Annotated in this window: 19 protein-coding genes and 2 rRNA genes; 14 read left to right on the forward strand and 7 right to left on the reverse strand. The window is 51.7% G+C overall.

The annotated features are described in order from the left end of the window. The 3 genes from ACNRUY_RS21745 to ACNRUY_RS21755 form a co-directional block, all read left to right on the forward strand. A 23S ribosomal RNA gene (locus ACNRUY_RS21745) occupies nucleotides 1-109 on the forward strand; the annotation flags it as partial. Nucleotides 110-230: 121 nt separating this feature from the next. Next, a 5S ribosomal RNA gene (rrf, locus tag ACNRUY_RS21750) occupies nucleotides 231-346 on the forward strand. A gap of 151 nt (nucleotides 347-497) precedes the next feature. Beyond that, nucleotides 498-1,394 (forward strand): LysR family transcriptional regulator, encoded by an 897-nt coding sequence (locus ACNRUY_RS21755; protein WP_488113762.1) that lies wholly within the window; start codon nucleotides 498-500, stop codon nucleotides 1,392-1,394. Between the two features lie 52 nt (nucleotides 1,395-1,446). On the opposite strand, the gene ACNRUY_RS21760 is transcribed toward ACNRUY_RS21755, so the two are convergent. The 4 genes from ACNRUY_RS21760 to hutI all read right to left on the reverse strand — a co-directional run bounded on the left by ACNRUY_RS21760 (nucleotide 1,447) and on the right by hutI (nucleotide 4,980). After that, nucleotides 1,447-1,917: a nucleoside deaminase gene (locus tag ACNRUY_RS21760; RefSeq protein ID WP_488113763.1), complete on the reverse strand. Its 471-nt coding sequence runs from the start codon at nucleotides 1,915-1,917 to the stop codon at nucleotides 1,447-1,449. 33 nt (nucleotides 1,918-1,950) lie between these two features. After that, nucleotides 1,951-2,118, reverse strand: coding sequence for a hypothetical protein (locus ACNRUY_RS21765; RefSeq protein WP_488113764.1), 168 nt, complete (start codon nucleotides 2,116-2,118; stop codon nucleotides 1,951-1,953). A gap of 2 nt (nucleotides 2,119-2,120) precedes the next feature. Continuing rightward, nucleotides 2,121-3,416, reverse strand: a complete 1,296-nt coding sequence (locus ACNRUY_RS21770) for a cytosine permease (RefSeq protein WP_488113765.1) — start codon at nucleotides 3,414-3,416, stop codon at nucleotides 2,121-2,123. 322 nt (nucleotides 3,417-3,738) lie between these two features. Next, on the reverse strand, nucleotides 3,739-4,980 hold the full coding sequence (hutI, locus tag ACNRUY_RS21775) for an imidazolonepropionase (RefSeq protein ID WP_488113766.1): 1,242 nt from the start codon (nucleotides 4,978-4,980) through the stop codon (nucleotides 3,739-3,741). Between the two features lie 227 nt (nucleotides 4,981-5,207). Here hutI and putP point away from each other — a divergent pair, with 227 nt between their 5' ends. After that, nucleotides 5,208-6,734 carry a sodium/proline symporter PutP gene (gene putP, locus ACNRUY_RS21780; RefSeq protein WP_488113767.1) on the forward strand — a complete coding sequence of 509 codons (1,527 nt, stop codon included), beginning with the start codon at nucleotides 5,208-5,210 and terminating at the stop codon, nucleotides 6,732-6,734. On the opposite strand, the gene ACNRUY_RS21785 is transcribed toward putP, so the two are convergent. Beyond that, nucleotides 6,731-7,282, reverse strand: a complete 552-nt coding sequence (locus ACNRUY_RS21785) for a hypothetical protein (protein ID WP_488113768.1) — start codon at nucleotides 7,280-7,282, stop codon at nucleotides 6,731-6,733. The two genes, putP and ACNRUY_RS21785, sit on opposite strands and share 4 nt — an antisense overlap. Before the next feature lie 86 nt (nucleotides 7,283-7,368). Between ACNRUY_RS21785 and ACNRUY_RS21790 the strand changes: the two genes are divergently transcribed. Further along, complete coding sequence (locus tag ACNRUY_RS21790; RefSeq protein WP_488113769.1) at nucleotides 7,369-7,593, forward strand: hypothetical protein; 225 nt, start codon at nucleotides 7,369-7,371, stop codon at nucleotides 7,591-7,593. Nucleotides 7,594-7,623: 30 nt separating this feature from the next. Here the strand turns inward: ACNRUY_RS21790 and ACNRUY_RS21795 are convergent, their stop codons facing one another. Then, the gene (locus ACNRUY_RS21795; RefSeq protein WP_488113770.1) at nucleotides 7,624-7,977 is read right to left on the reverse strand and encodes a hypothetical protein; all 354 of its coding nucleotides are present in this window, start codon (nucleotides 7,975-7,977) and stop codon (nucleotides 7,624-7,626) included. A 296-nt stretch (nucleotides 7,978-8,273) separates the two neighbouring features. Between ACNRUY_RS21795 and ACNRUY_RS21800 the strand changes: the two genes are divergently transcribed. From ACNRUY_RS21800 to ACNRUY_RS21840, 9 genes are all read left to right on the forward strand, one after another. Beyond that, on the forward strand, nucleotides 8,274-9,734 hold the full coding sequence (locus ACNRUY_RS21800) for an isochorismate synthase (protein ID WP_488113771.1): 1,461 nt from the start codon (nucleotides 8,274-8,276) through the stop codon (nucleotides 9,732-9,734). A gap of 78 nt (nucleotides 9,735-9,812) precedes the next feature. Then, nucleotides 9,813-11,576 (forward strand): 2-succinyl-5-enolpyruvyl-6-hydroxy-3-cyclohexene-1-carboxylic-acid synthase, encoded by a 1,764-nt coding sequence (gene menD, locus ACNRUY_RS21805; protein ID WP_488113772.1) that lies wholly within the window; start codon nucleotides 9,813-9,815, stop codon nucleotides 11,574-11,576. Next, nucleotides 11,573-12,379 carry a 2-succinyl-6-hydroxy-2,4-cyclohexadiene-1-carboxylate synthase gene (gene menH / locus ACNRUY_RS21810; protein WP_488113773.1) on the forward strand — a complete coding sequence of 269 codons (807 nt, stop codon included), beginning with the start codon at nucleotides 11,573-11,575 and terminating at the stop codon, nucleotides 12,377-12,379. Before menD ends, menH begins: the two co-directional genes overlap by 4 nt. Then, the gene (gene menB, locus ACNRUY_RS21815) at nucleotides 12,372-13,211 is read left to right on the forward strand and encodes a 1,4-dihydroxy-2-naphthoyl-CoA synthase (protein WP_488113774.1); all 840 of its coding nucleotides are present in this window, start codon (nucleotides 12,372-12,374) and stop codon (nucleotides 13,209-13,211) included. Before menH ends, menB begins: the two co-directional genes overlap by 8 nt. A gap of 37 nt (nucleotides 13,212-13,248) precedes the next feature. Beyond that, the gene (gene menC / locus ACNRUY_RS21820; protein ID WP_488113775.1) at nucleotides 13,249-14,235 is read left to right on the forward strand and encodes an o-succinylbenzoate synthase; all 987 of its coding nucleotides are present in this window, start codon (nucleotides 13,249-13,251) and stop codon (nucleotides 14,233-14,235) included. After that, complete coding sequence (gene menE, locus ACNRUY_RS21825) at nucleotides 14,232-15,662, forward strand: o-succinylbenzoate--CoA ligase (RefSeq protein ID WP_488113776.1); 1,431 nt, start codon at nucleotides 14,232-14,234, stop codon at nucleotides 15,660-15,662. The genes menC and menE overlap by 4 nt, the downstream gene beginning before the upstream one ends. 21 nt (nucleotides 15,663-15,683) lie before the next feature. Continuing rightward, nucleotides 15,684-16,307 carry an RNA 2',3'-cyclic phosphodiesterase gene (thpR, locus tag ACNRUY_RS21830; protein WP_488113777.1) on the forward strand — a complete coding sequence of 208 codons (624 nt, stop codon included), beginning with the start codon at nucleotides 15,684-15,686 and terminating at the stop codon, nucleotides 16,305-16,307. Between the two features lie 264 nt (nucleotides 16,308-16,571). Next, on the forward strand, nucleotides 16,572-17,579 hold the full coding sequence (gene ubiU / locus ACNRUY_RS21835; RefSeq protein WP_488113778.1) for a ubiquinone anaerobic biosynthesis protein UbiU: 1,008 nt from the start codon (nucleotides 16,572-16,574) through the stop codon (nucleotides 17,577-17,579). A gap of 30 nt (nucleotides 17,580-17,609) precedes the next feature. Continuing rightward, nucleotides 17,610-18,500: a U32 family peptidase gene (locus ACNRUY_RS21840; RefSeq protein ID WP_488113779.1), complete on the forward strand. Its 891-nt coding sequence runs from the start codon at nucleotides 17,610-17,612 to the stop codon at nucleotides 18,498-18,500. Nucleotides 18,501-18,530: 30 nt separating this feature from the next. Here the strand turns inward: ACNRUY_RS21840 and ACNRUY_RS21845 are convergent, their stop codons facing one another. Continuing rightward, on the reverse strand, nucleotides 18,531-19,235 hold the full coding sequence (locus ACNRUY_RS21845) for an AAA family ATPase (RefSeq protein WP_488113780.1): 705 nt from the start codon (nucleotides 19,233-19,235) through the stop codon (nucleotides 18,531-18,533). Nucleotides 19,236-19,528: the final 293 nt, after the last annotated feature.

Here is a 19,528-nt window from a genome sequence, read left to right on the forward strand (position 1 = left end):
TTAGAGGTCCCTGAAGAGCCGTTAAAGACTATGACGTTGATAGGTTGGGTGTGTAAGTGCTGTGAGGCATTGAGCTAACCAATACTAATGACTCGTGCGGCTTGACCATATAACGCCAAAGCGATTTAGAGTGTAGAGATACACAGCCATACGCAAGAGTGTGAAGCAAGAAAACAGCTTAATTACCGGATTCCAGACGAGAGAAATAGGTTTCTCTTGTTAAAGTTTCGCCTGGCGACCATAGAGCGTTAGAACCACCTGATCCCATCCCGAACTCAGTAGTGAAATGACGGATCGCCGATGGTAGTGTGGGGTTTCCCCATGTGAGAGTAGGTCATCGCCAGGCACTTAATACAAAAGCCCGATCAGGAAACTGATCGGGCTTTTTTATTAAGTACTCCTGGAAACGCCATACAACAATACCTTGGTACAGATCAAAGCTCTTTTTCCATAAAGAAGACATAGTGCTCAGTCCACTGTGAAGAAAGCAGAGTACCATGTCGTCCTTCTTTGAGATGCTGAGAACGTTTGTTGCTGTTGCAGAGAAGGGGTCTTTCTCGGCAGCTGCGCGAAGCCAGGGAAAAGCCCAGTCCGGTATCAGCACAGCCATCAGCAATCTGGAAATCGACCTGGGTGTTGAGCTTTTTGATCGTACTCACCGGATCCCTGAGTTAACGCCTGCAGGCAAAGCCCTTTTAAGAGAGGCTGAAGCCGCCCTGATGCATGCCACGCGCCTCAAAGAGCATGCCTACCGATTAAGTGCTGATGAGGAAGAGGAGGTCATCAATCTGGCTCTGGATGAATCTCTGCCCTATGCCAGCGTGTCTGCTATTTTTGAAGAGTTTGCAGAGGTGTTCCCGGATGTTTCTATCAATATTGAACACGCCTCTTCCAGTAAAACCATGGCTCGGCTGTCTGACCAGAGTTTGAATATTGCAATACTGCTCAGTCAGGATCGATACAAGCAGCCATTGAGGTTCCAGCGTATTGGACGCATGTTGATTTCTGAAGTTATTCACCACAGTCACCCACTTGCATCCCTGGCGGTTGTTACCACCGGTGATTTGGTTGAATACCGGCAGCTTATTTACAGTCGCTCCTTAAACTCCCTGTTAAAGCAGGAACATCTGGTATCTACACGGCAGTGGTTTTGTGACAACTACGGAGCCTTGATTGCCATGATCAATCAGGGGCTTGGGTGGGCCGCCATTCCCAATAGCCTGGTGAAAGCCAGGCTTGAAAGTGGTGAGCTGAAACGCATCAAGCATGAGATGTATCCATATACTCAATGGGAAGTCAGCATTGATATGGTTTGGAATTCCCTTTCCAGTGTTGGTAAGGGTGGGCTCTGGCTACAGGAACGCTTCGCCAAAGAGCCCATATATTGTGCCTGAGTCCAGGCCAGCAGGAACATCAGGCAGCCATGATACAGGGAAAATAAAGGAACTACTTCCAGAAAGTAAAATGAGGTTCAAGACATTCTTCTGCCAAAACCCCGCCAATAATTTCAATCTTACGCTGGCCACTGTTTAATACTGTGTCACAGGAAAGGCTGCAGGTGGGGTTTTCAGGATGATTGCCTGTGCACTCAAGCAATTGTTCTTCTGTGAATCCATACACTACCCGCCCAATACCTGACCAATAGATACTTCCCGAACACATGGCACAAGGTTCACCGTTGATGTAAATAGAGCATTGATTTAAATATTCTTCGCTGTATTTCATGGACGCGGCGGTTGCCAGATTTCGTTCAGAGTGACCTGTCCTGTCCCCCGTAGTCACTACGGTGTTTTCAGCTTCCAGAAGAATCTCTCCTTCAGGGCTCACAAGGATGCAGGCAAAGGGATGGTTTCCATTAGCTACAGAGCGCTGGGCAACTTTGATAACATGACGCATTAAATCTTTGTCGTTTAACATGGTATTTATCATCCTTTTCAAGTTGTTTAATGATCAAGCCTGGCTATCAGGCTGCCAGTAGCAGAATCCCCATGTGGAAATGCTACAGCCCGAAAGCAGAATAAAGTCACCGGCTCTGGCCATTGCATCAACACCAAGGCAGCTCATGAATGAACCAACACTGAGAATAATAATTCCACCTAACGCCAGCAGTTTATACATGATCAGGCTTCCTGTATTTTTTGATGAGTAACCAGAGGTTCATTATTGCTTTTCAGCATTTTCAAGTGACTGGCCTTCATTATCAGCGTGTAGATAATGGCTGCGCCTAACATTGCATTCAAAGATGCAAAACCTATGTTAATGGATAGGGCAACGCCGATACCGAACAACCAGGAAAAAATGGCGTAAGGATTAATCGCTTTGAAGGATAGATTCTCTATATGGTCGGGGTATTGCTTACCCCAAAGATAATAGAAATCAACAAGAACAATGCCTGTTAGCGGAGGGACAATGATCGATAACCCTTTGAGCATGCCAAAAACCGCACCAATCTCATAGGGTTTAAACAGCGACAATACGGAAGCAAGGATCATAATCCCAACCATAATGGCCTGCCTTGATAATTTTGGAAAGACACTGCTTAGAGTCAAGCCAACGCTATACAGGTTTGCGCTATTGGTGGTCCAGAGATTGGTGGTCAGCAGAACAAAAGCGGGAATAACCAGGCCCAGACCAAAGAGAATTTCAACCAGATCCCATTGTTGGGAGGCTGCCCCCACAATGGCTCCTACTCCAATAATAAAGCTGTTAACGATTAACAGCCCTGTGGCACAGCCGGCAATAACATGCTTTGCAGACCGGGCAAACCGGTTAAAATCGGCAACGGTTGTGGATGCCCCGAAAATCCATGTGCCTAAAACAAGCCCGACGGCGGTCATAAAACTCATGCTTGCCTCACCGGAGAATGCGGTGACAGAAGCCCAGCCACCACTATCCTGAACAGAACGGACTGCTGTCGCCAGGCAGAGCATTATCATGGTTGGTATTGAAACCAGTCCCACCACACTCATCCATCGCATGCCTTTCAGGGCAAACAGCCCCATGAAAAGACAGGAACCTATCATGGCCAGAGCTTCAAAGAAGGGGCTGAGTTCAAAGTAAACAGCGATCAAGTGTCCAAACAGTGCCGCCTGAATGACATACCATCCTAATTGGATAAATGCATACATAATGGCAGGGATTTTGGCTCCGAGGCTGCCAAAACTGAACCGACAAATCAGGGCAAAGGTGTAACCGGTTTTATAGGCAATGATCGACATCAGCGATGAAATAATGGCTAGAAAGAAGTTCCCCAGTAGAATGGCACCGAACAATGTTTCTAATGGCATTCCTGCGGCCATACCAGCCCCTGCCATCATACTGACAAGAATAAAAACATAGCCAACCCACACGGAGGTTATCTGCCAGAACCCTTTTCTGGCATCCAGTGGAACCGCTTTTCGCTCATAGTCACTCATGGTTATGCTCCAGTGTCATCTAAGCAGCACAGTTGCAATCCCTTACACGACCCTTGTAACTCCAATGTGAAAATCGCAGCGACAGGCAACATAAGACTTCAAAAAAGCAGGAGAGAAAAGATAGGTTCTATCAGAAAAACAGATAGGTCATTGAAAGGTGAAAGTAGGAAGGTTATGTATAAAAAAATTCAGAGTGAATAACGTAAAGATGCCTTCAGCCGAACTCAGGCACACTTCATCGGATAACTTAATCTAAACGTTTTCGAAACAAATATCTGGGGAATCACTCGATCGATAGTGAACCGCTGTAGCGCCAACCTTTTTATTCAGGAGGGAGGACCTCTCCGGAAATGATCCGTTGCTTCAAAGGGGTAATACCAACCTGGTAGGACAGTTCGGCAGGGTGGTCAATGTCCCAGAGGCATAAATCCGCTTTTCGACCTGGAGCTATGATACCCAGCTCATTTCCTTTTCCCAGGGCTTTTGCTGCCTCACGGGTGACACCTGCGAGGGCTTCAGCGGGTGCCAGACGAAACAGAATGCAGGCCATGTTCATCATCAGGCGAATGGAGGCCAGAGGTGATGTTCCCGGGTTCAGGTTGGTGGCGATGGCCATGGGTATCTGGAACTGGCGGAAAAGTTCTATAGGTGGTCGTTCAGAACGTTGTAACAGGTAGTAAGAACCTGGCATCAGGACTGCTACCGAGCCGGAGCTGGCAATGTCCTGCATCTCTTTTTCACTGTCCAGGTTGCCCATAAACCAGGGGCGAATCATCTGCTGTTCAGGTGTCGTAATCAGTGAAACGGCTGCTGAACTTTGTCGGGTGTGTGTTTTAATGGGCAGTTGACTGGCTCTGGCGGCTTCTGCAATCTTCAGGCATTGCTGGTCGGTGAATGTTTCGGATTGCCAGTTGATGCCGATGGCATCCGCCAGTTTTCTGGAGGCTATCTCTGGAATCAGCTCCGAGCAGACCATTTGAATGTACTCTGAAGATCGCCCGGCAAATTCGGGGGGAAGCAGAAAAGCCGTCAGCAGCGTCGTCGATATAGAGCAGGTTTCTTTGCTTTGCAGCTTACGGGCGACGGTCAGTATTTTGATTTCGTCCTGAAGGCTCAGCCCATAACCCGAAGTGATTTCAACCATGGTACTTCCCTCTGAGCACAGTGCCTGAAGCCTTGGCTGAGAGGCTTTGATCAGTTGCTCAATGGACCTTACCCGGGTTGCCCGGACCGTTGACATGATTCCGCCCCCCTGACGTTTAATCATGTCGCTGGTGATTCCCTGAAGCTGTTGCTCGAATTCCTGGGCCCGGTGCCCCCCATAAACAAGGTGAGTGTGGCAGTCAATCAGGCCGGGTGTCATCCAGCAATGGTGAGCATCAATGACATCAAAAGGCAGCCGGGTTGCGGTGATCTCACTCATGGGGGTTATACAGGCAATTTGACCGTTTTTTATGCCCAGAGCCTGCTTATACAGCAAGCCGTATGGGTCTGGCCTTCCTTCATCCATTGTGGCCAGGTTGACGTTAATCCAGGCCTTGTCACAGTCTTTAAGTGTGGTCATACCGGTGATTTTTCTGGAGATCCCATTATGGAGAGCCCACTATAGAGAGCTCAGGCAGGGTTGTTTAAATGATGACTAAGCATAGTCAGATTATTGTCAGGCAGCGGGAAACATCCTGCCCCTTCATTGAACTAAATAAAAACGCTATAAAAAATAAAATTTATGATTCCTAAACTGATAATTGAACTAACTTTGAAAGAAAGGCATGCATTAAGGCAGGGACAGCTTTGGCGGATTCCATACAAATTTCCTTAACGTTTCTGATTTATTTCCTGGTCATGCTGGCAATAGGGTACGTTGCCTGGCGACAGACCAGTACTTCTACGGATTATTTTCTGGGCGGCCGCTCACTGGGGCCATGGTCTACGGCTTTGAGTGCCGGGGCGTCAGACATGAGTGGCTGGTTGCTGCTGGGGCTGCCAGGGTATGCGTTTGCCAGTGGCCTTGAAGTGATCTGGCTGGCGGCAGGGCTGCTGGGGGGAACCTGGCTTAACTGGTTGCTGGTGGCCCGGCGCCTTCGGATTTACAGTGTGGTTGCGGATGACGCTCTGACATTACCGGAATTTTTTGCCAAGCGGTTTGATGGGGCTGGGCATCTGATTCAAGCACTGACCGCTGCGGTTATTCTGGTGTTTTTTCTTTTTTATACCAGTTCTGGACTGGTTGCAGGAGGAAAGCTGTTTGAGTCCGTTTTCGGCCTTGATTATCAGACTGCGGTTATTATCGGCATGCTCAGTGTTGTTTCCTACACACTGTTCGGTGGGTTTCTGGCGGTGTGCTGGACGGACCTGATCCAGGGTTTGCTCATGTCTGCAGCACTGCTGATTGTGCCGGTCACGGCTCTGGAAGTCAGTGGGGGATCCGAGACTGTATTTGCTGAAATCAAAGAGCTGCATCCATGGTTCCTGGAGGTGTTTACGGACTCAGGGGGGGAGGCGCTCTCTGTGATCACTATCCTGTCCCTGATGGGGTGGGGGCTTGGTTATTTTGGTCAGCCTCATATTCTGGCACGCTTCAAGGCGATTAAATCCAGTGAGCAGCTGAGTCTTGCCAGGCGCGTTGCGGTCTCCTGGACCGGGCTCTGTATGCTGGGTGCCGTTCTGGTAGGCCTGGCCGGAGTTGTTTATACCCAGCGACAGGGGATTGCCCTCAGTGACCCTGAAGCTATTTTCATGCTGATGGTCAATATGCTTTTTCATCCGGTCATTGCCGGCATTCTTCTGGCCGCCATTCTAGCCGCGATTATGAGTACTGCGGACTCACAGCTGCTGGTTTGCTCAACCGCTGTGGCAGAAGATTTCTACCGGAATATGATTCGTCCCGGTGCCTCGCAAAAGGAAATGCTGATGGTAGGGCGCTTTGCCGTCATTGTCATTGCTGTGATTGCCACCGTGATTGCCCTGGATCCCGGTGCTTCTGTTCTGGCCATGGTCGCCTATGCATGGGCCGGGTTTGGTGCTGCTTTTGGACCGGCATTATTAATGTCACTGTACTGGAAGCGTATGAATGCCCTGGGTGCCCTGGCAGGTATTGTCTCGGGTGGGTTGACAGTGGTGTTCTGGAAATCCATGAGCGGTGGCTGGTTTGATCTGTACGAGCTTATTCCCGGCTTTATGGTCTCCCTGGCAGCCATTATCCTGTTCAGTTACCTGGGTAAAGCGCCATCTGATTCGGTGCAATCCTCCTATAAAGTGTTTACGGAAAGGCTGAAGCGCGATGTCAGGCATGACCCTGATGAGCCCTTGCTGGATTAGCTGTGACGGGGGTATTTCTTCCAGAAGTTCAGACTGAAAGGCTGAATCAGGGTGCTGTCTTCTCCGGCCAGGGAGGCCTCAGGGTGATAACGGCTGAGCTGGTAACGAACCTCTTTTTCCTGCTGTTTTGATACATCCACCATGATCAGGTGTTTGCCCTGTTCCAGTTCATTATGGAAACGCTCCGTTTTGTAATTTTCCCGGGTGATACCCGCAAGACCGCCGCTCCAGGCTCCAAATAGAGTAAAAACCCCGGAAATCAGGATTAGAACGGCCAGGGGGAGAGGTGTTCCGAATGGCATCCACCATTCAATCAGGAGGACCACCAGAATTCCAAGCACCCCGCCGATCAGAGCACCCTGCTCACCGGAGTGAATAATGTCATTTTGCTGAAAAAGGTTGGTGCTGTGAACCTGACGATGGTAAAGGCCTGCCTCGTTGCGACTGAGTACATGCAAATGCCAGTCGGTAATACCTTTCTGATGAAGATCCTCAGATATCCGGGTGACACTGTCGAGGGAACGGGTAAGGTAATAGAGGCGCTTCATGGTGACCTCCTGCTTTACAGCGCGCAGAGTCAGTGAATAGAGTATAGATTATGGAAGTGACTCACTGAAGCGGAGTAAACCGATCAATGAAACAGGTAAAAGTTGCGGTTAGAAAAAAAGGGGCCAGGGAAAGTCATGCTCCGGATGAAGCGGATACCGAACTGAAATCGGTTCTGGAAAGGCTGCGAAAAAAGGGGCTTAACCCCATGCAGATGTGCCAGAAGTTGATTGAACATCATGTGACCCCCCCGGGTGGGGGGGACTGGAGCTATGACCGGGTGGTTGAGGAGTGTCACCGGCTGAAGGTCTGAACTTTTGCTTCTGGCGCTTGCCGGGCAGGGTTACACCTTGCCCGTTTTCAGCAGCTGTTGAAAACGACGCTTTTTCTCAGTGTCATCCAGTTGGGGTACCGGTTCGGAAGGCTCAGAAACCAGCGGAGAAGCATCGATACCGGTAATACCAGTGACCTCATTGGTTGCTGTTCTGGCAGAAGATTGTTCCTGCAGGAAGGCTTCCATCACATCAAGAGCCTCCAGCAGCCCCTGATGTTCTTCAGAAAGCCCGTCAACGTCCGATTCAGGCAATTCATTGATTTTCTTCTCCAGGTTATTGCGTATCTGCAACACCCGGGTTTCTGTCACCTGGTGCCTGTTTTCTTCCAGCCACTTTCTGGCTGAATCTCCATTGGTTGCCATACTCTGAATTACCTTTTGAACGGAGCAGCATTTTACTCTGCGTGCTTTGACGTATTTGAAAAAACACGCCGGTGAGTGCAGAAAAGGCCGTCATGATAAGCAGTCAGTTGCAAAGTTGCATCTTTAAATTAATCTGTGGATGATGGTACTCAAGCTTCTGGCATCCGACGGGTGGTTTTCGGAAATTACGATCCTGAATGCGATGTCGAATCTACGTACAATTTTGCTCCTCTCTTGATGTCTCAACAGTGAGCCACCAGACCTCCAGCCCGATTTCACCAGAACAGGATGACTTTTTGAAGGACGCCTTTACCCGAAAAATACAGGCCTCATTGTCACAGATGGTGGATCAGTTAATGGGCCTTTTGAACACTCCTGCCCCAGAGGGGCCATTGTACAGGGTGGAGCAACCGATGCCTGCCATCCATCTTCTGGGATTTCTTGCTGCCCAGAGGCTGGAAGAGAGGGCATACTGGCGGGACAGGGAAGGAGAATGTGAAATTGCTGCTTTTGGACGGTGCTGGTGGGAAAAGATCGCCTGTACCAGGGACATAGAGCCTGTTTTCCGGCGTGCCCGGGAGCTGCTTGAGAGCCTTCCTGAGCCCGATGCCTGCCAATGTCTCAGTTACCTTTCCTTCTCCGATTCTCCTCAGTCAGTGTGGCCGGAGTTCGGTTATGGGGTGGTCTTTTTACCGGCGGTTGAGCTGGTGCAGCGCCGAACGGGTATGGTGCTCGGGGTAAACCTCTGTACCGGGAATGAAGGGCTCTGGCAACGGAGTCTGACTCAGGCCATTGGTTTGCTGAGGTCAATGATTCCCAGGCAGGCTCTTGAGCACCGCTCCTTTCATCTGGAACCGGTGGGCTTCCAGCCAACCCGTGAACAATGGTGCCGGCTGGTTGATCTTGCCAGTAGCCATTTTGCTTCGGATAAGCAGGATTTCGGTTCCGGTCAGCTGGATAAGGTCGTGCTGTCCCGGGAGGCCCGTTTCCGCCTGAAAGGTCAATTGTCTCCCTGGGCATTAATGGATGCCTGGCAGAAGGCCAACCCCCGTTCTTACAATTTTTTATTTACTTCCCACTCTGAAAAGCGTGAGGTCTTTCTGGGGTGCTCCCCGGAGCGGCTGATCAAACGTCAGGGCAGGATCGTCAACACGGAGGCACTGGCAGGAACCTCAAGGCGGGGGAAAGACCGCCATGAAGATTTCAAGCTCGAAGTGCTGTTGATGAATGACCGGAAAAATATCCATGAGAACCGGCTGGTGCTCGATGATATTCGGCAACAGCTGTCGCCGTTATGTGAGTCACTGGAAACCGATCGCTGTCACTCGGTGCTGAAGCTGAAAACCATTCAACATCTGCGCTATCTGGTCCATGGCGTGTTGCAAGAAGGCATATTTGATGAGCAGTTGATTGCCGCTCTGCATCCCACTCCAGCGGTAGGTGGTACACCCAGGAAGAGTGCCCGGGCATTCATTGAAGCCAATGAGCCTTATTCTCGAGGGTTATACGCCGGGGCCTGTGGTGTGCTCGGTACCCAGCGCAGCGAATTCTCTGTTGCCATCCGCAGTGCCCGATTGACTTCGGACTGCTTGTCCCTTTTCTCGGGAGCCGGTATTGTACGTGGCTCAGTGGCCAGAGACGAATGGCAGGAGCTGGACAACAAAATTGCAACAGCTGGCGATACGCTCTCCCGGTTGCAGTCCGGCGGCTGCACCCCGGAAGATAGCAGTGATGCAGTATGTCGAGTGCATCGTTGATGGTTGCTTTTGCGGGATACCCTCTTTGTCTCTTTCTTTCAATAAACCCAATCCATTTTGCAGTCAGCCAGTAACCCCATGACGTTTGAAACCCGTTATTCCACTATCAATGCGCTCTGGTCAGGGTTGCTGATTGAAGAGCTCTGGAGGCTCGGTGTCCGGCATTTCTGTATTGCCCCGGGCTCCCGTTCTGCGCCCTTGACTCTGGCCTGCGCAGAGCATCAACGGCCGATCCAGTGCCATACGCACTTTGATGAACGTGGCCTGGGGTTTTTTGCCCTGGGTCTGGCCAGGGCCAGTGGCCATCCTGTTGTGGTGATCACGACTTCGGGTACCGCTGTGGCCAACCTGTTTCCGGCGGTCATTGAAGCCCGGCAGTCCGGTGTGCCTCTGGTGATTATTTCCGCTGACCGTCCTGTAGAGTTGATTGACTGCGGGGCCAACCAGGCGATTGAGCAACAGGGGATTTTTTCCGGTTACCCGGCTGCCACCCTGAACCTGCCAACGCCGGATCTCTCAGTGGCTGGCCGCTGGCTGTTAACCAGTATTGACCAGGCCTTTGCCCGCTCCTGCCAGCAAGGGCTGCCCCTGCATATTAACTGCCGGTTTCGTGAGCCTCTTTATCCCGGTGAAAACAAGGTCGACTATGGAGAGTACCTTGCCCCTGCGGGCCAATGGCTTAACCATGATAAGCCCTATACGGCGTATCAGCTCCATGACCCAACCGATTTGACCGTTCCCCAATGCTGGCATGAATTTGTGACGGGCAAAGGAGTGGTTGTGGTGGGGCGGGTTGACAGGGAAGAAGATGCCCTTCCGGCGGTTCAACTGGCCCGCTCCCTGGGCTGGCCCCTGCTGGTGGATGTCCAGTCACAGCTTCATGGTCACCCTGAAACGGTTAAGCATGGGGATCTTTTGCTGGCCAGTGAGAGAGGACGGAAGTTGTTTGCAGAGGCAGACCGGTTGCTTCAGATAGGCAGTCACCTGGTGTCCAAAAGGCTGGATGGCTTTATAGGCCAGCATGAATGGGCCCACCACCTGATGCTGGGACACGAATGCCGAAGGCTGGATCCTGGCCACAGCCAGACCCTGCGACTGGTGGGTGAGGTCGGTGCGGGGTGTAAGCGCCTGATTGAGGCAGTTGAAAAGTCTGAGCCGGTGAGAAACAACGGCTGGGTGAACCGTTTTCACGAGCTTGGTAACTCCCTGGTCAGCCGCTTGAAGGTTGATCAACTTCCCGGTGAGCAGTTGACCGAACGCTGGCTGGGAGGGGCGCTGTGTGAGTTGATTCCCCAGGGCAGTAGCCTCTTTTTAGGAAACAGTCTGCCCATTCGGTTGATCGATCTTTTTTCCACTCATCGGGTCGCCCGGGTTTATGCCAATCGGGGAGCCAGTGGGATCGATGGGTTGATCGCCACGGCCTGTGGTTGTGCCACCGGGGAGGGAAAGGCGCTGCCAATGGTGGTACTGGTGGGTGACACGTCATTTCTCCATGACCTGAACTCGTTGCAACTGGTACGCAATAATAAGGTGCCGGTGATCGTCATAGTCATCAATAACGACGGTGGTGGCATTTTTAACCTGTTGCCCATGGGAACCGCCAAAGATCAGTCCCGGGATTATTTTGTGATGCCCCATGGGCTTCAGGCTGAGCACGGAGCCCGGATGTTTGGCCTTACCTATGAGGCTCCAGTGGACCGTAATGCGTTTAAGAAGGCATTCAAAGCGCTGCTGCAATCCGCCTGCGAGCGGGGAAAGAGTGCCATTATTGAGGTGAAAACCGCTCCGGGTGAAGGGGCAGACAGCATCCGGGAGGCGGTCGTGCAGGCCGGAGCTCTGTGAGCCTGTTCTACCAATGTTTTGGCCAGCCGGGCTCACCGGCCATGGTTCTGCTCCATGGTTTTCTGGGCAGTACCGGGGACTGGCAGCCACTGATCAAGGCTCTGGAGCAGGATCATTTTCTGGTGGTCCTGGATCTGCCAGGTCATGGGAGAAGTCACTGGCCTGTAGCGGAATCCATGACCCTGGGCTCTTTTGCTCCGATGCTGGAAGACACCCTTATCCAGATAGAGAAAGAGCAAGGCATTGAGCTGAAGAAGCTCACTCTTCTCGGTTATTCCCTGGGGGGGCGTCTGGCCATGAGTTATGCCTCTGAGTATCCAGACCGCATCCGCCAGTTGATACTGGAAGGGGCTCATCCAGGGTTGATTCAGCACAGTGAGCGAATGGATCGCTACTATTCTGATCGATGCTGGGCTGAGCGACTGCTGACGGAATCCCTGGCGGATGTGTTGGCGGACTGGTATAAACAGCCGGTTTTTCAGGATCTTGAACCCGAGGCCGTACATCGGTTGATTGATCTGCGATCTGGGCAGAATGGGCGACACCTGGCCAGTGCCCTGCTCAGTTTCAGTCTGTCTTTGCAGCCGGATTACCGGACCTGCCTCAGCAACAGCCGTTACCCGGTGCATTATTTCTGTGGTGAAAAAGATCAGAAGTTCTCCCGGCTTGGGCAGACGTTGCTGCAGGGCGGATGTATTAACGGGCTCCATGTCATGGCGGAGTCAGGACACAATATTCATCAAGGGCGGCCTGATGCCATGGCTGCCCGGATTCGCGAATTAACAGGAGTTGATTATGAGTAAACAGCTGGATTCCGGTGTCGTCTGGGAAAACCTGACCGGTGACTTTCAGGATATTCTCTATCATCAGGCGGAAGGGATCGCCAAAATTACCATTAACCGCCCTGAGAAGCGCAATGCCTTCCGGCCCCAGACCATTGTGGAAATTCAGAAAGCCCTGGAGTCTGCCCGCTTTGATGAAGCGGTTGGAGTGGTGATTCTGACCGGTGCCGGTGACCTGGCTTTCTGTTCCGGAGGTGACCAGAGTGTGCGGGGTGACTCCGGCTATAAGGATGATAAGGGTACTCACCATTTGAATGTGCTGGATCTGCAGCGTCAGATTCGTACCTGTCCGAAGCCCGTAGTGGCTATGGTGGCCGGTTATGCCATTGGTGGTGGCCATGTCCTGCACCTGGTTTGTGACCTGACCATCGCTGCGGATAATGCCCGGTTCGGCCAGACAGGCCCCAAAGTCGGCTCTTTTGATGGTGGTTATGGTGCCAGCTATCTGGCGCGTATTGTGGGACAGAAAAAAGCCCGTGAGATCTGGTTCCTCTGTCGTCAGTATGATGCCCAGCAGGCGGAGTCCATGGGACTGGTGAACACGGTGGTGCCTCTGGAAGAGCTGGAGAAGACGACGGTTCAATGGTGTCGCGAAATTCTCCAGCACTCCCCCCTGGCGCTTCGCTGCCTGAAATCGGCCATGAATGCGGATTGTGATGGGCAGACAGGCCTACAGGAACTGGCGGGTAACGCCACACTGCTGTTTTATATGAGCGAAGAGGCTCAGGAAGGGCGGGATGCCTTCCTGGAAAAGCGTGACCCCGACTTTTCGCGTTTTGGCCGTAATCCATAATGGCTCTCTGCCTTGAGAAGATGGCATCCACGGATCAATGATCACCATCGACCAGGCCAGTATTCATCGGTACCGGCTTCCTCTCTGCCATTCCCTGCCGTTGAAGGGGGCTCAGCTGGAGGCCCGGGAGGGGCTGATTGTTCAATTAAGGGCGGGTGATCGAGTGGGTTACGGGGAGGTGGCTCCCCTGCCTGACTTCAGTCAGGAAACCCTTGAAGAGGCTTTCGCTCAGTTGCAGACGCTGTGCAATGAACCTGGCAGCCTTGGCCTGGTTCCCCTGAAAAATGTCAGCTCCTCTGTGGTTTTCGGAATAGAGTCGGCACTCTGGTGGTTGCAACAGAATGTATGGCAGCCCGCTCCGGTGAATGCTCCTTTATTGAAGGGAGCAACGGATGCCATTGTGCAGAGTCTGAAGCAATGGGACAGGCCCTGGCCCAGAGAGTTCAAACTGAAAATTGGCAGGGGTTCGCTGAAAAAAGACAGTGTTCGTATTTGCAGGGTTCTGGATTGTCTTCCTGAGTCGGTCAGGCTGAAGCTGGATGCCAACCAGCGCTGGACATTTCAGCAGGCGCTCTGTCTTGGTCACTCTCTCGAACGCTTTTCTGTTGCAGGCCGGATTGCCTATATTGAAGAACCCACCGGCAATGTGGGTGAGTTTCCGGAGTTTTATCGGTGTACGGGGATACCCTATGCACTGGATGAAACGGTGCAATCTCCGGATTACCGGTTTTCAGCGATGCCTGGCCTGGTTGCACTGATTCTCAAGCCAACGCTTGCGGGAGGGCTGTCACGCTGTCAGCAGTTGATACAAGAGGCCAGACACTCTGGTGTTCGAGCCATTATCAGCTCATCCTTTGAATCCTCTCTGGGACTGCATGTCCTGCAACAGCTCAGTGCTGCCTGGACACCAGGGGAGCTTCCCGGACTGGATACCGAAGGGGTTTTCCAGCACAACATTATGACCCGTATAGTGACCCGCATACCTGAACCAGGTCAGCCAATAGAGGTTTTTTCCACGTCATGAAATCGGACTTGCCGGACAGTCATCACTGCCCGCTGAGGCACCAGGCACTCATTGCCCCTGGAAAAACAGCGATCCGGCTGAAGGAGCAGGAATTTTCCTTCGGACAACTGGATGCAATGGTTGAGAGCTGCCGGGATAAATATCAGGCCAGGGGGCTCAAGCGGGGAGACCGACTTGCGGTGATGGTGGTAAGCCCACTGGATACCATTGTCCTGGCCTTTGCCTGCCTGAGAGCGGGCTGGGTGTTTTCCCCAGTCAATCCAGCCTTTCCGGATCAGCAAGTCCAGGCATACTGCCAACGGATTGGGGCTTCCCTGGTTACGGGCAGTGCGGGTATTGATGTGGAAATTGAAGGCTGTGATCAAACATTTGTCGAACAATGTGAATGGGCGACCCCTTCTTCTCCAGTCTCCCTTGCAGAAAACGACACTTTCAGTCTGGTAGCCACCTCCGGAACCACCGGAACCCCAAAAGCAGTGGCTCACTGTTATCGAAACCATTATTTCAGCGCTCTGGGATCATTGGCAACTCTGCCCCTTGAGCCGGGTGATAGCTGGTTGCTGTCTCTGCCGCTGTTCCATGTGGGGGGCTTTTCCATTGTTATGCGATGTGTACTGTCGGGGGCGACAATGGTTTTGTACCCAAAAGAAACCCCGCTTCAGGATATTCTGGAAAAGGAAGACGTCAGTCATTTATCCCTGGTGAACACCCAGTTGTTTCGACTGCTTGAGCAAGGCGCTGATTTATATCGGAAAGGCGTCCGGTTTATCCTGCTCGGTGGCGGGCTGGCATCCCCCCAGCTGGTGGATAAGGTTAAGAAACAGGGGATTCGGGTATTAACTACCTACGGCATGACCGAGATGGCCTCCCAGGTCTGCACGGGCTCGCCGGATTTTACCGAGCAGGGCATTACCTCCGGTGGCGTTCTGCCCTATCGGGACGTGATGATTGATGGTCAGGGGGAAATTCTGGTTCGGGGAGAGACGCTGGCCCAGGGGTATTATGACCGTGGCCGGTTGATTTCACTGCGGGATCAACAGGGGTGGTATCACAGTGGTGATCAGGGGCGCTGGCTGAATGGGCAGATTCTCGTTAGTGGACGCAGGGATCATATGATGATTTCCGGTGGGGAAAACATTCATCCGGAGGAAGTTGAGCAGGCTTTGCTCACTCTGCCTGAAGTGGTTCAGGCGGTGGTGGTGGCGGTCAATGATCAGGAGTTTGGCCAGCGGCCCGAGGCTTATGTTCAGACCGTTGATGGTTGCCTGGATGAGGAGTATACAAAGTCGCAACTTAGGTGCATGATAGCGGGATTTAAAATACCCCAACGCATCCATCTTTTTCCCGCCGATGTCCGGCAGATGGGAATCAAGATCGATCGTGGTTTTTTCCAGGCCCTGTCAAACAGGGTTAACGTGAACAGGTAATCCTATTGAAGTTAACCAGCGATGAAAAGAACGCGTTCATACATTGACGACAGCTGTAACATTTCCAGTAACATGGGAACGGTAAGGGCATTTCTTGCGGTCAGAATGCCCCTTGAACTGGCTGCCACCCTGAATAAAAAAGCCCAGCACCGGGCGGGAGATGTGCTTTGCCACGGGCTCCGCTGGGTTCCACCGCAGAAGCAGCACATAACGCTGAAGTTTCTTGGGAACTGCAGGCAAAACCAGCTGGAGGCATTGGCCGAAAACCTGAGGAAGGGGTTGTCCAGTCAAGCGGTTTTTGACTGCATGACGGGCTGTTTTGCCTGTTACCCGAATACCCGTCACCCACGGGTGCTGGCACTGGAAATGCACTCTGGACAGGAGCTGTCGCGTCTTGCGGAGCTTTGTGAAAGGGCAGCGGTTCAGTCAGGCTTTGAACCGGAGCATCGGCGTTTTCGAGCCCATGTGACTTTGGGGCGTTTTAAAGGCTCAAAGCCCGTAGATCATAACCATTTTTATCATATGCCCAGTTTTCGAATGACGGCAGGTGAAGTGGTGCTGTTTAAAAGTGAACCAGTAGCGGACGGAGTCCGTTATCAGGCGCTGGATGTTTTCCCTCTGCAGCCTCTGGCAATCAGTGCCTGATTAAGACCTTGTGGAGAGTTCCTGAAGTCCATTTCGGGTGATTTATGCGTTTTTTCTGTTCTGTTGATAAGGGTCAACTCGCTTTTAGTAGGGGAATGTTACGTTAACCGGCTGTGGTTTGCCCTTTTTCTGATCCTTTAGGAGTCCAGTGTTTGAGGCTCTTTGTTCAGTTTCAGTGGATCTTGCTGAAAAGCCAAACCCGGTTCGAAGCCATGGAAGCGGGTGACCCTCCATGGTTGCTCACTCATCGCTTCGGAACTCTCTATGGAACTGGTTTGTCCTGCCGGTAATTACCCTTCCCTGAAAGCGGCGGTTGATCATGGTGCTGATGCCGTCTATATCGGATTCAGGGATGAAACCAACGCCCGGCACTTTGCCGGCCTGAACTTTTCCGACAAAAAAGCCCTGAAGGCACTGGATTATGTGCGGTGCAATCCTGCAGGCAAAAAGGTACGCCTGTTTGTTGCGGTCAATACCTTTGCCCAGGCAGGTAACTGGCACCGCTGGCAGAGAGCCGTGGATACCTGTGCGGATTATGGGGTGGATGCATTGATTGCGTCGGATATCAGCGTGTTGAAATACGCCAGTACACGGTATCCAGACCTGAATCTTCACCTTTCTGTCCAGGCATCGGCCACCAATCATGGCAGCCTGTCTTTTTATCATGATCATTTTGGCATTAAGCGGGCCGTCCTGCCCAGAGTGCTGTCCCTCAAGCAGGTAGAGCGGCTGGCACCAAAGAGCCCCGTTGAGCTGGAAGTGTTTGCCTTTGGCAGCCTCTGCATCATGGCGGAGGGGCGCTGTATCCTTTCCTCCTATGTGACCGGTGAGTCGCCCAATACGGCAGGAGCCTGTTCCCCCGCATCTGCAGTTCGCTGGCAGGCAACGGATTCCGGTATGGAAACCCGTCTGGGAGGCCTTCTGATTGACCGTTTCGGTGCCCGGGAGCAGGCGGGTTACCCAACCCTCTGCAAAGGCCGTTTCAATGTTGAAGGCAAAGTCAGCCATGCCATTGAGGAGCCGACCAGCCTGAACACCCTTGATTTAATTCCTCAGCTGCACAAAGCCGGAATTTCGGCTGTGAAGATAGAAGGAAGGCAGCGCAGTCCTGCCTATGTGGCTGAAGTGGTCAAAATCTGGCGCCAGGCTCTGGACAGCTATCAGGCCAATCCGGAAGGTTTTGCTCCTCAGGCCCAGTGGATGAACAGCCTAGCAAGGTTGTCGGAAGGTAGCCAGACGACGCTGGGAGCCTACAGCAGACCATGGCAATAACCCGTACACTCAGGATGAAAGGTTAACGGTATGAGCTTGGAGATTACCCTGGGACCTCTGTTGTTCTTCTGGCCCAGAGAAGAAGTATTGGCGTTTTACGAAAAAGTATCTGACTCGGTGGTTGACCGGGTTTATCTGGGCGAAGTGGTGTGTTCAAAGCGCCGGGAAATGAAACTGGAGGACTGGCTTGTCATTGCCTCCATGCTGCAGGACAAAGGCAAGGAGGTGGTTTTTTCCACCATGACCCTGGTTGAGGCAGAGTCGGAGCTGGCCCAGATCCGTCGGGTTTGTGAAAACGGTGACTATCAGGTTGAAGCCAATGATATGGCGGCGGTTCACTATCTGTCCAAAGCGGGGGTGCCTTTTTATACCGGTCCATCGGTCAACCTCTACAGTGCTGAGTCCCTGAAGGTGTTGTATGAACTGGGGCTGAGGCGCTGGGTAATGCCAGTTGAGCTTTCCTGTGACCATCTCCGGGAAATCATGGGGCAGATCAGGGCCCAGGACATGAAGGATCTGGAAACTGAAGTGTTCAGCTACGGCTATCTGCCCCTGGCCTACTCTGCACGATGCTTTACGGCACGGACTCAGGACTTGACCAAGGACAGCTGCAACTTTGCCTGTCTCAAGAGTGCTGCCGGCATACCCCTGGCGACCCAGGAGGGTGAGACTCTCTTTACCCTGAATGGTATTCAGACAATGTCAGGCCACTGTCACACGATTCTTGATCAGTGGGAGTTGATGAAAGAGCTGGGGGTTGCCGGAATGCGGTTGTCGGCGCACTCACAGGATATCCTCCAGGTGGCGGATGACCTGGCCACACGAATGGGCAAAGCGACTGCCGGACCTGAATCAAGCGGATCGGAGCAATGTAACGGCTACTGGTTTGGTCAGGAGGGGAATAAATGGGTCAGATCGTGATGATCTGACCCTGGAGAGGAAAATTGCCATCTAGCGTTTTTCGTCTGACTCTGATGGCGACTCTATGATTATGTCTGGCAGGTTTCTGTTGAAAGTGTTGAAGCAGTAGGTAACGGTTGCAAAACCCTCTTTGAGGGATGGTAAAGAGTTTCTACCATCAAGGCCATGGAGGGAATCATGCATCCTTTTTATAGCGTGCTCGGGGGCATTGGGCTCTTTACCTGGATTTGCATCGTATCTCTTCTTGCTTCTTTCAATGCATTCAGTGGCAGGAGTCATCATAACCACACCATGAATCTTAAGATCCGGGTTTGCCTCTTTCATCCTGGTTATGGCTGTCATTCGGTCACGATTCATTGTGTAGGTTCCATCAAGAACAGCGCTGTCATGCTGCCTGGCCAGCCTGTTGCCAATGTAGGTTGTTTTTCCCGATGCAGAAGGCCCCATCATCATATAAACGACTTTAATATCACGTTCTGTGATTTCTTTTTTAAGAGCTTGATAGAGATTTTTAAAAATGTTGCCTGTCTCTTTAAAGTCCAAATGATAGAAGCCATCTTCCGTTAATCGATAGGCGTCTGAAGAAAAGATGCCGGTTTGTTGGGATTTTTGTTCAGCAATTTCTGTGCGGCGGGAAAAGCTGGTGACCGACCTTTCAGTTTTTTCTACACGGGCTGCTTGTAACGATAAATCAGGTGTGTTGTTCGATGGGTTAATCGCATTGGCTGAGTTCATGGTTGACCTCTGTTTAATTAATTATGTCAGTGAATTTTGTTAATCTGAAATATTATGAAGAAGTATGGAAAAATAGATACACTGGATATCACAAAAGAAAGAGCTTCTGGTCATATTGGTTATGTTAACTAACAAATAATGTTTGAGCTGATGCTGGGGAGGGGGTCAGGGCAAAAACATGATCAAGAATCAATCAGCCCAAGCACTTTCATCATATAGTCTTCATCCCAGCCACAGGTTTTACGTTTGTTCTTGATACCAGCCTTCACTGAAGTATCAAGCTTGAGAAGGTT

Source organism: Endozoicomonas sp. Z74 (assembly GCF_057680865.1).

What these genes read in the sequence shown, in the direction of transcription:
- ACNRUY_RS21755 (WP_488113762.1), top strand. Translation starts at nt 498, where the DNA reads ATGTCGTCCTTCTTTGAGATGCTGAGAACGTTTGTTGCTGTTGCAGAG.
- ACNRUY_RS21760 (WP_488113763.1), bottom strand. Translation starts at nt 1,917, where the DNA reads ATGTTAAACGACAAAGATTTAATGCGTCATGTTATCAAAGTTGCCCAG.
- ACNRUY_RS21765 (WP_488113764.1), bottom strand. Translation starts at nt 2,118, where the DNA reads ATGTATAAACTGCTGGCGTTAGGTGGAATTATTATTCTCAGTGTTGGT.
- ACNRUY_RS21770 (WP_488113765.1), bottom strand. Translation starts at nt 3,416, where the DNA reads ATGAGTGACTATGAGCGAAAAGCGGTTCCACTGGATGCCAGAAAAGGG.
- hutI (WP_488113766.1), bottom strand. Translation starts at nt 4,980, where the DNA reads ATGACCACACTTAAAGACTGTGACAAGGCCTGGATTAACGTCAACCTG.
- ACNRUY_RS21785 (WP_488113768.1), bottom strand. Translation starts at nt 7,282, where the DNA reads ATGAAGCGCCTCTATTACCTTACCCGTTCCCTCGACAGTGTCACCCGG.
- ACNRUY_RS21790 (WP_488113769.1), top strand. Translation starts at nt 7,369, where the DNA reads ATGAAACAGGTAAAAGTTGCGGTTAGAAAAAAAGGGGCCAGGGAAAGT.
- ACNRUY_RS21795 (WP_488113770.1), bottom strand. Translation starts at nt 7,977, where the DNA reads ATGGCAACCAATGGAGATTCAGCCAGAAAGTGGCTGGAAGAAAACAGG.
- menD (WP_488113772.1), top strand. Translation starts at nt 9,813, where the DNA reads ATGACGTTTGAAACCCGTTATTCCACTATCAATGCGCTCTGGTCAGGG.
- menB (WP_488113774.1), top strand. Translation starts at nt 12,372, where the DNA reads ATGAGTAAACAGCTGGATTCCGGTGTCGTCTGGGAAAACCTGACCGGT.
- menC (WP_488113775.1), top strand. Translation starts at nt 13,249, where the DNA reads ATGATCACCATCGACCAGGCCAGTATTCATCGGTACCGGCTTCCTCTC.
- menE (WP_488113776.1), top strand. Translation starts at nt 14,232, where the DNA reads ATGAAATCGGACTTGCCGGACAGTCATCACTGCCCGCTGAGGCACCAG.
- thpR (WP_488113777.1), top strand. Translation starts at nt 15,684, where the DNA reads ATGAAAAGAACGCGTTCATACATTGACGACAGCTGTAACATTTCCAGT.
- ubiU (WP_488113778.1), top strand. Translation starts at nt 16,572, where the DNA reads ATGGAACTGGTTTGTCCTGCCGGTAATTACCCTTCCCTGAAAGCGGCG.
- ACNRUY_RS21840 (WP_488113779.1), top strand. Translation starts at nt 17,610, where the DNA reads ATGAGCTTGGAGATTACCCTGGGACCTCTGTTGTTCTTCTGGCCCAGA.
- ACNRUY_RS21845 (WP_488113780.1), bottom strand. Translation starts at nt 19,235, where the DNA reads ATGAACTCAGCCAATGCGATTAACCCATCGAACAACACACCTGATTTA.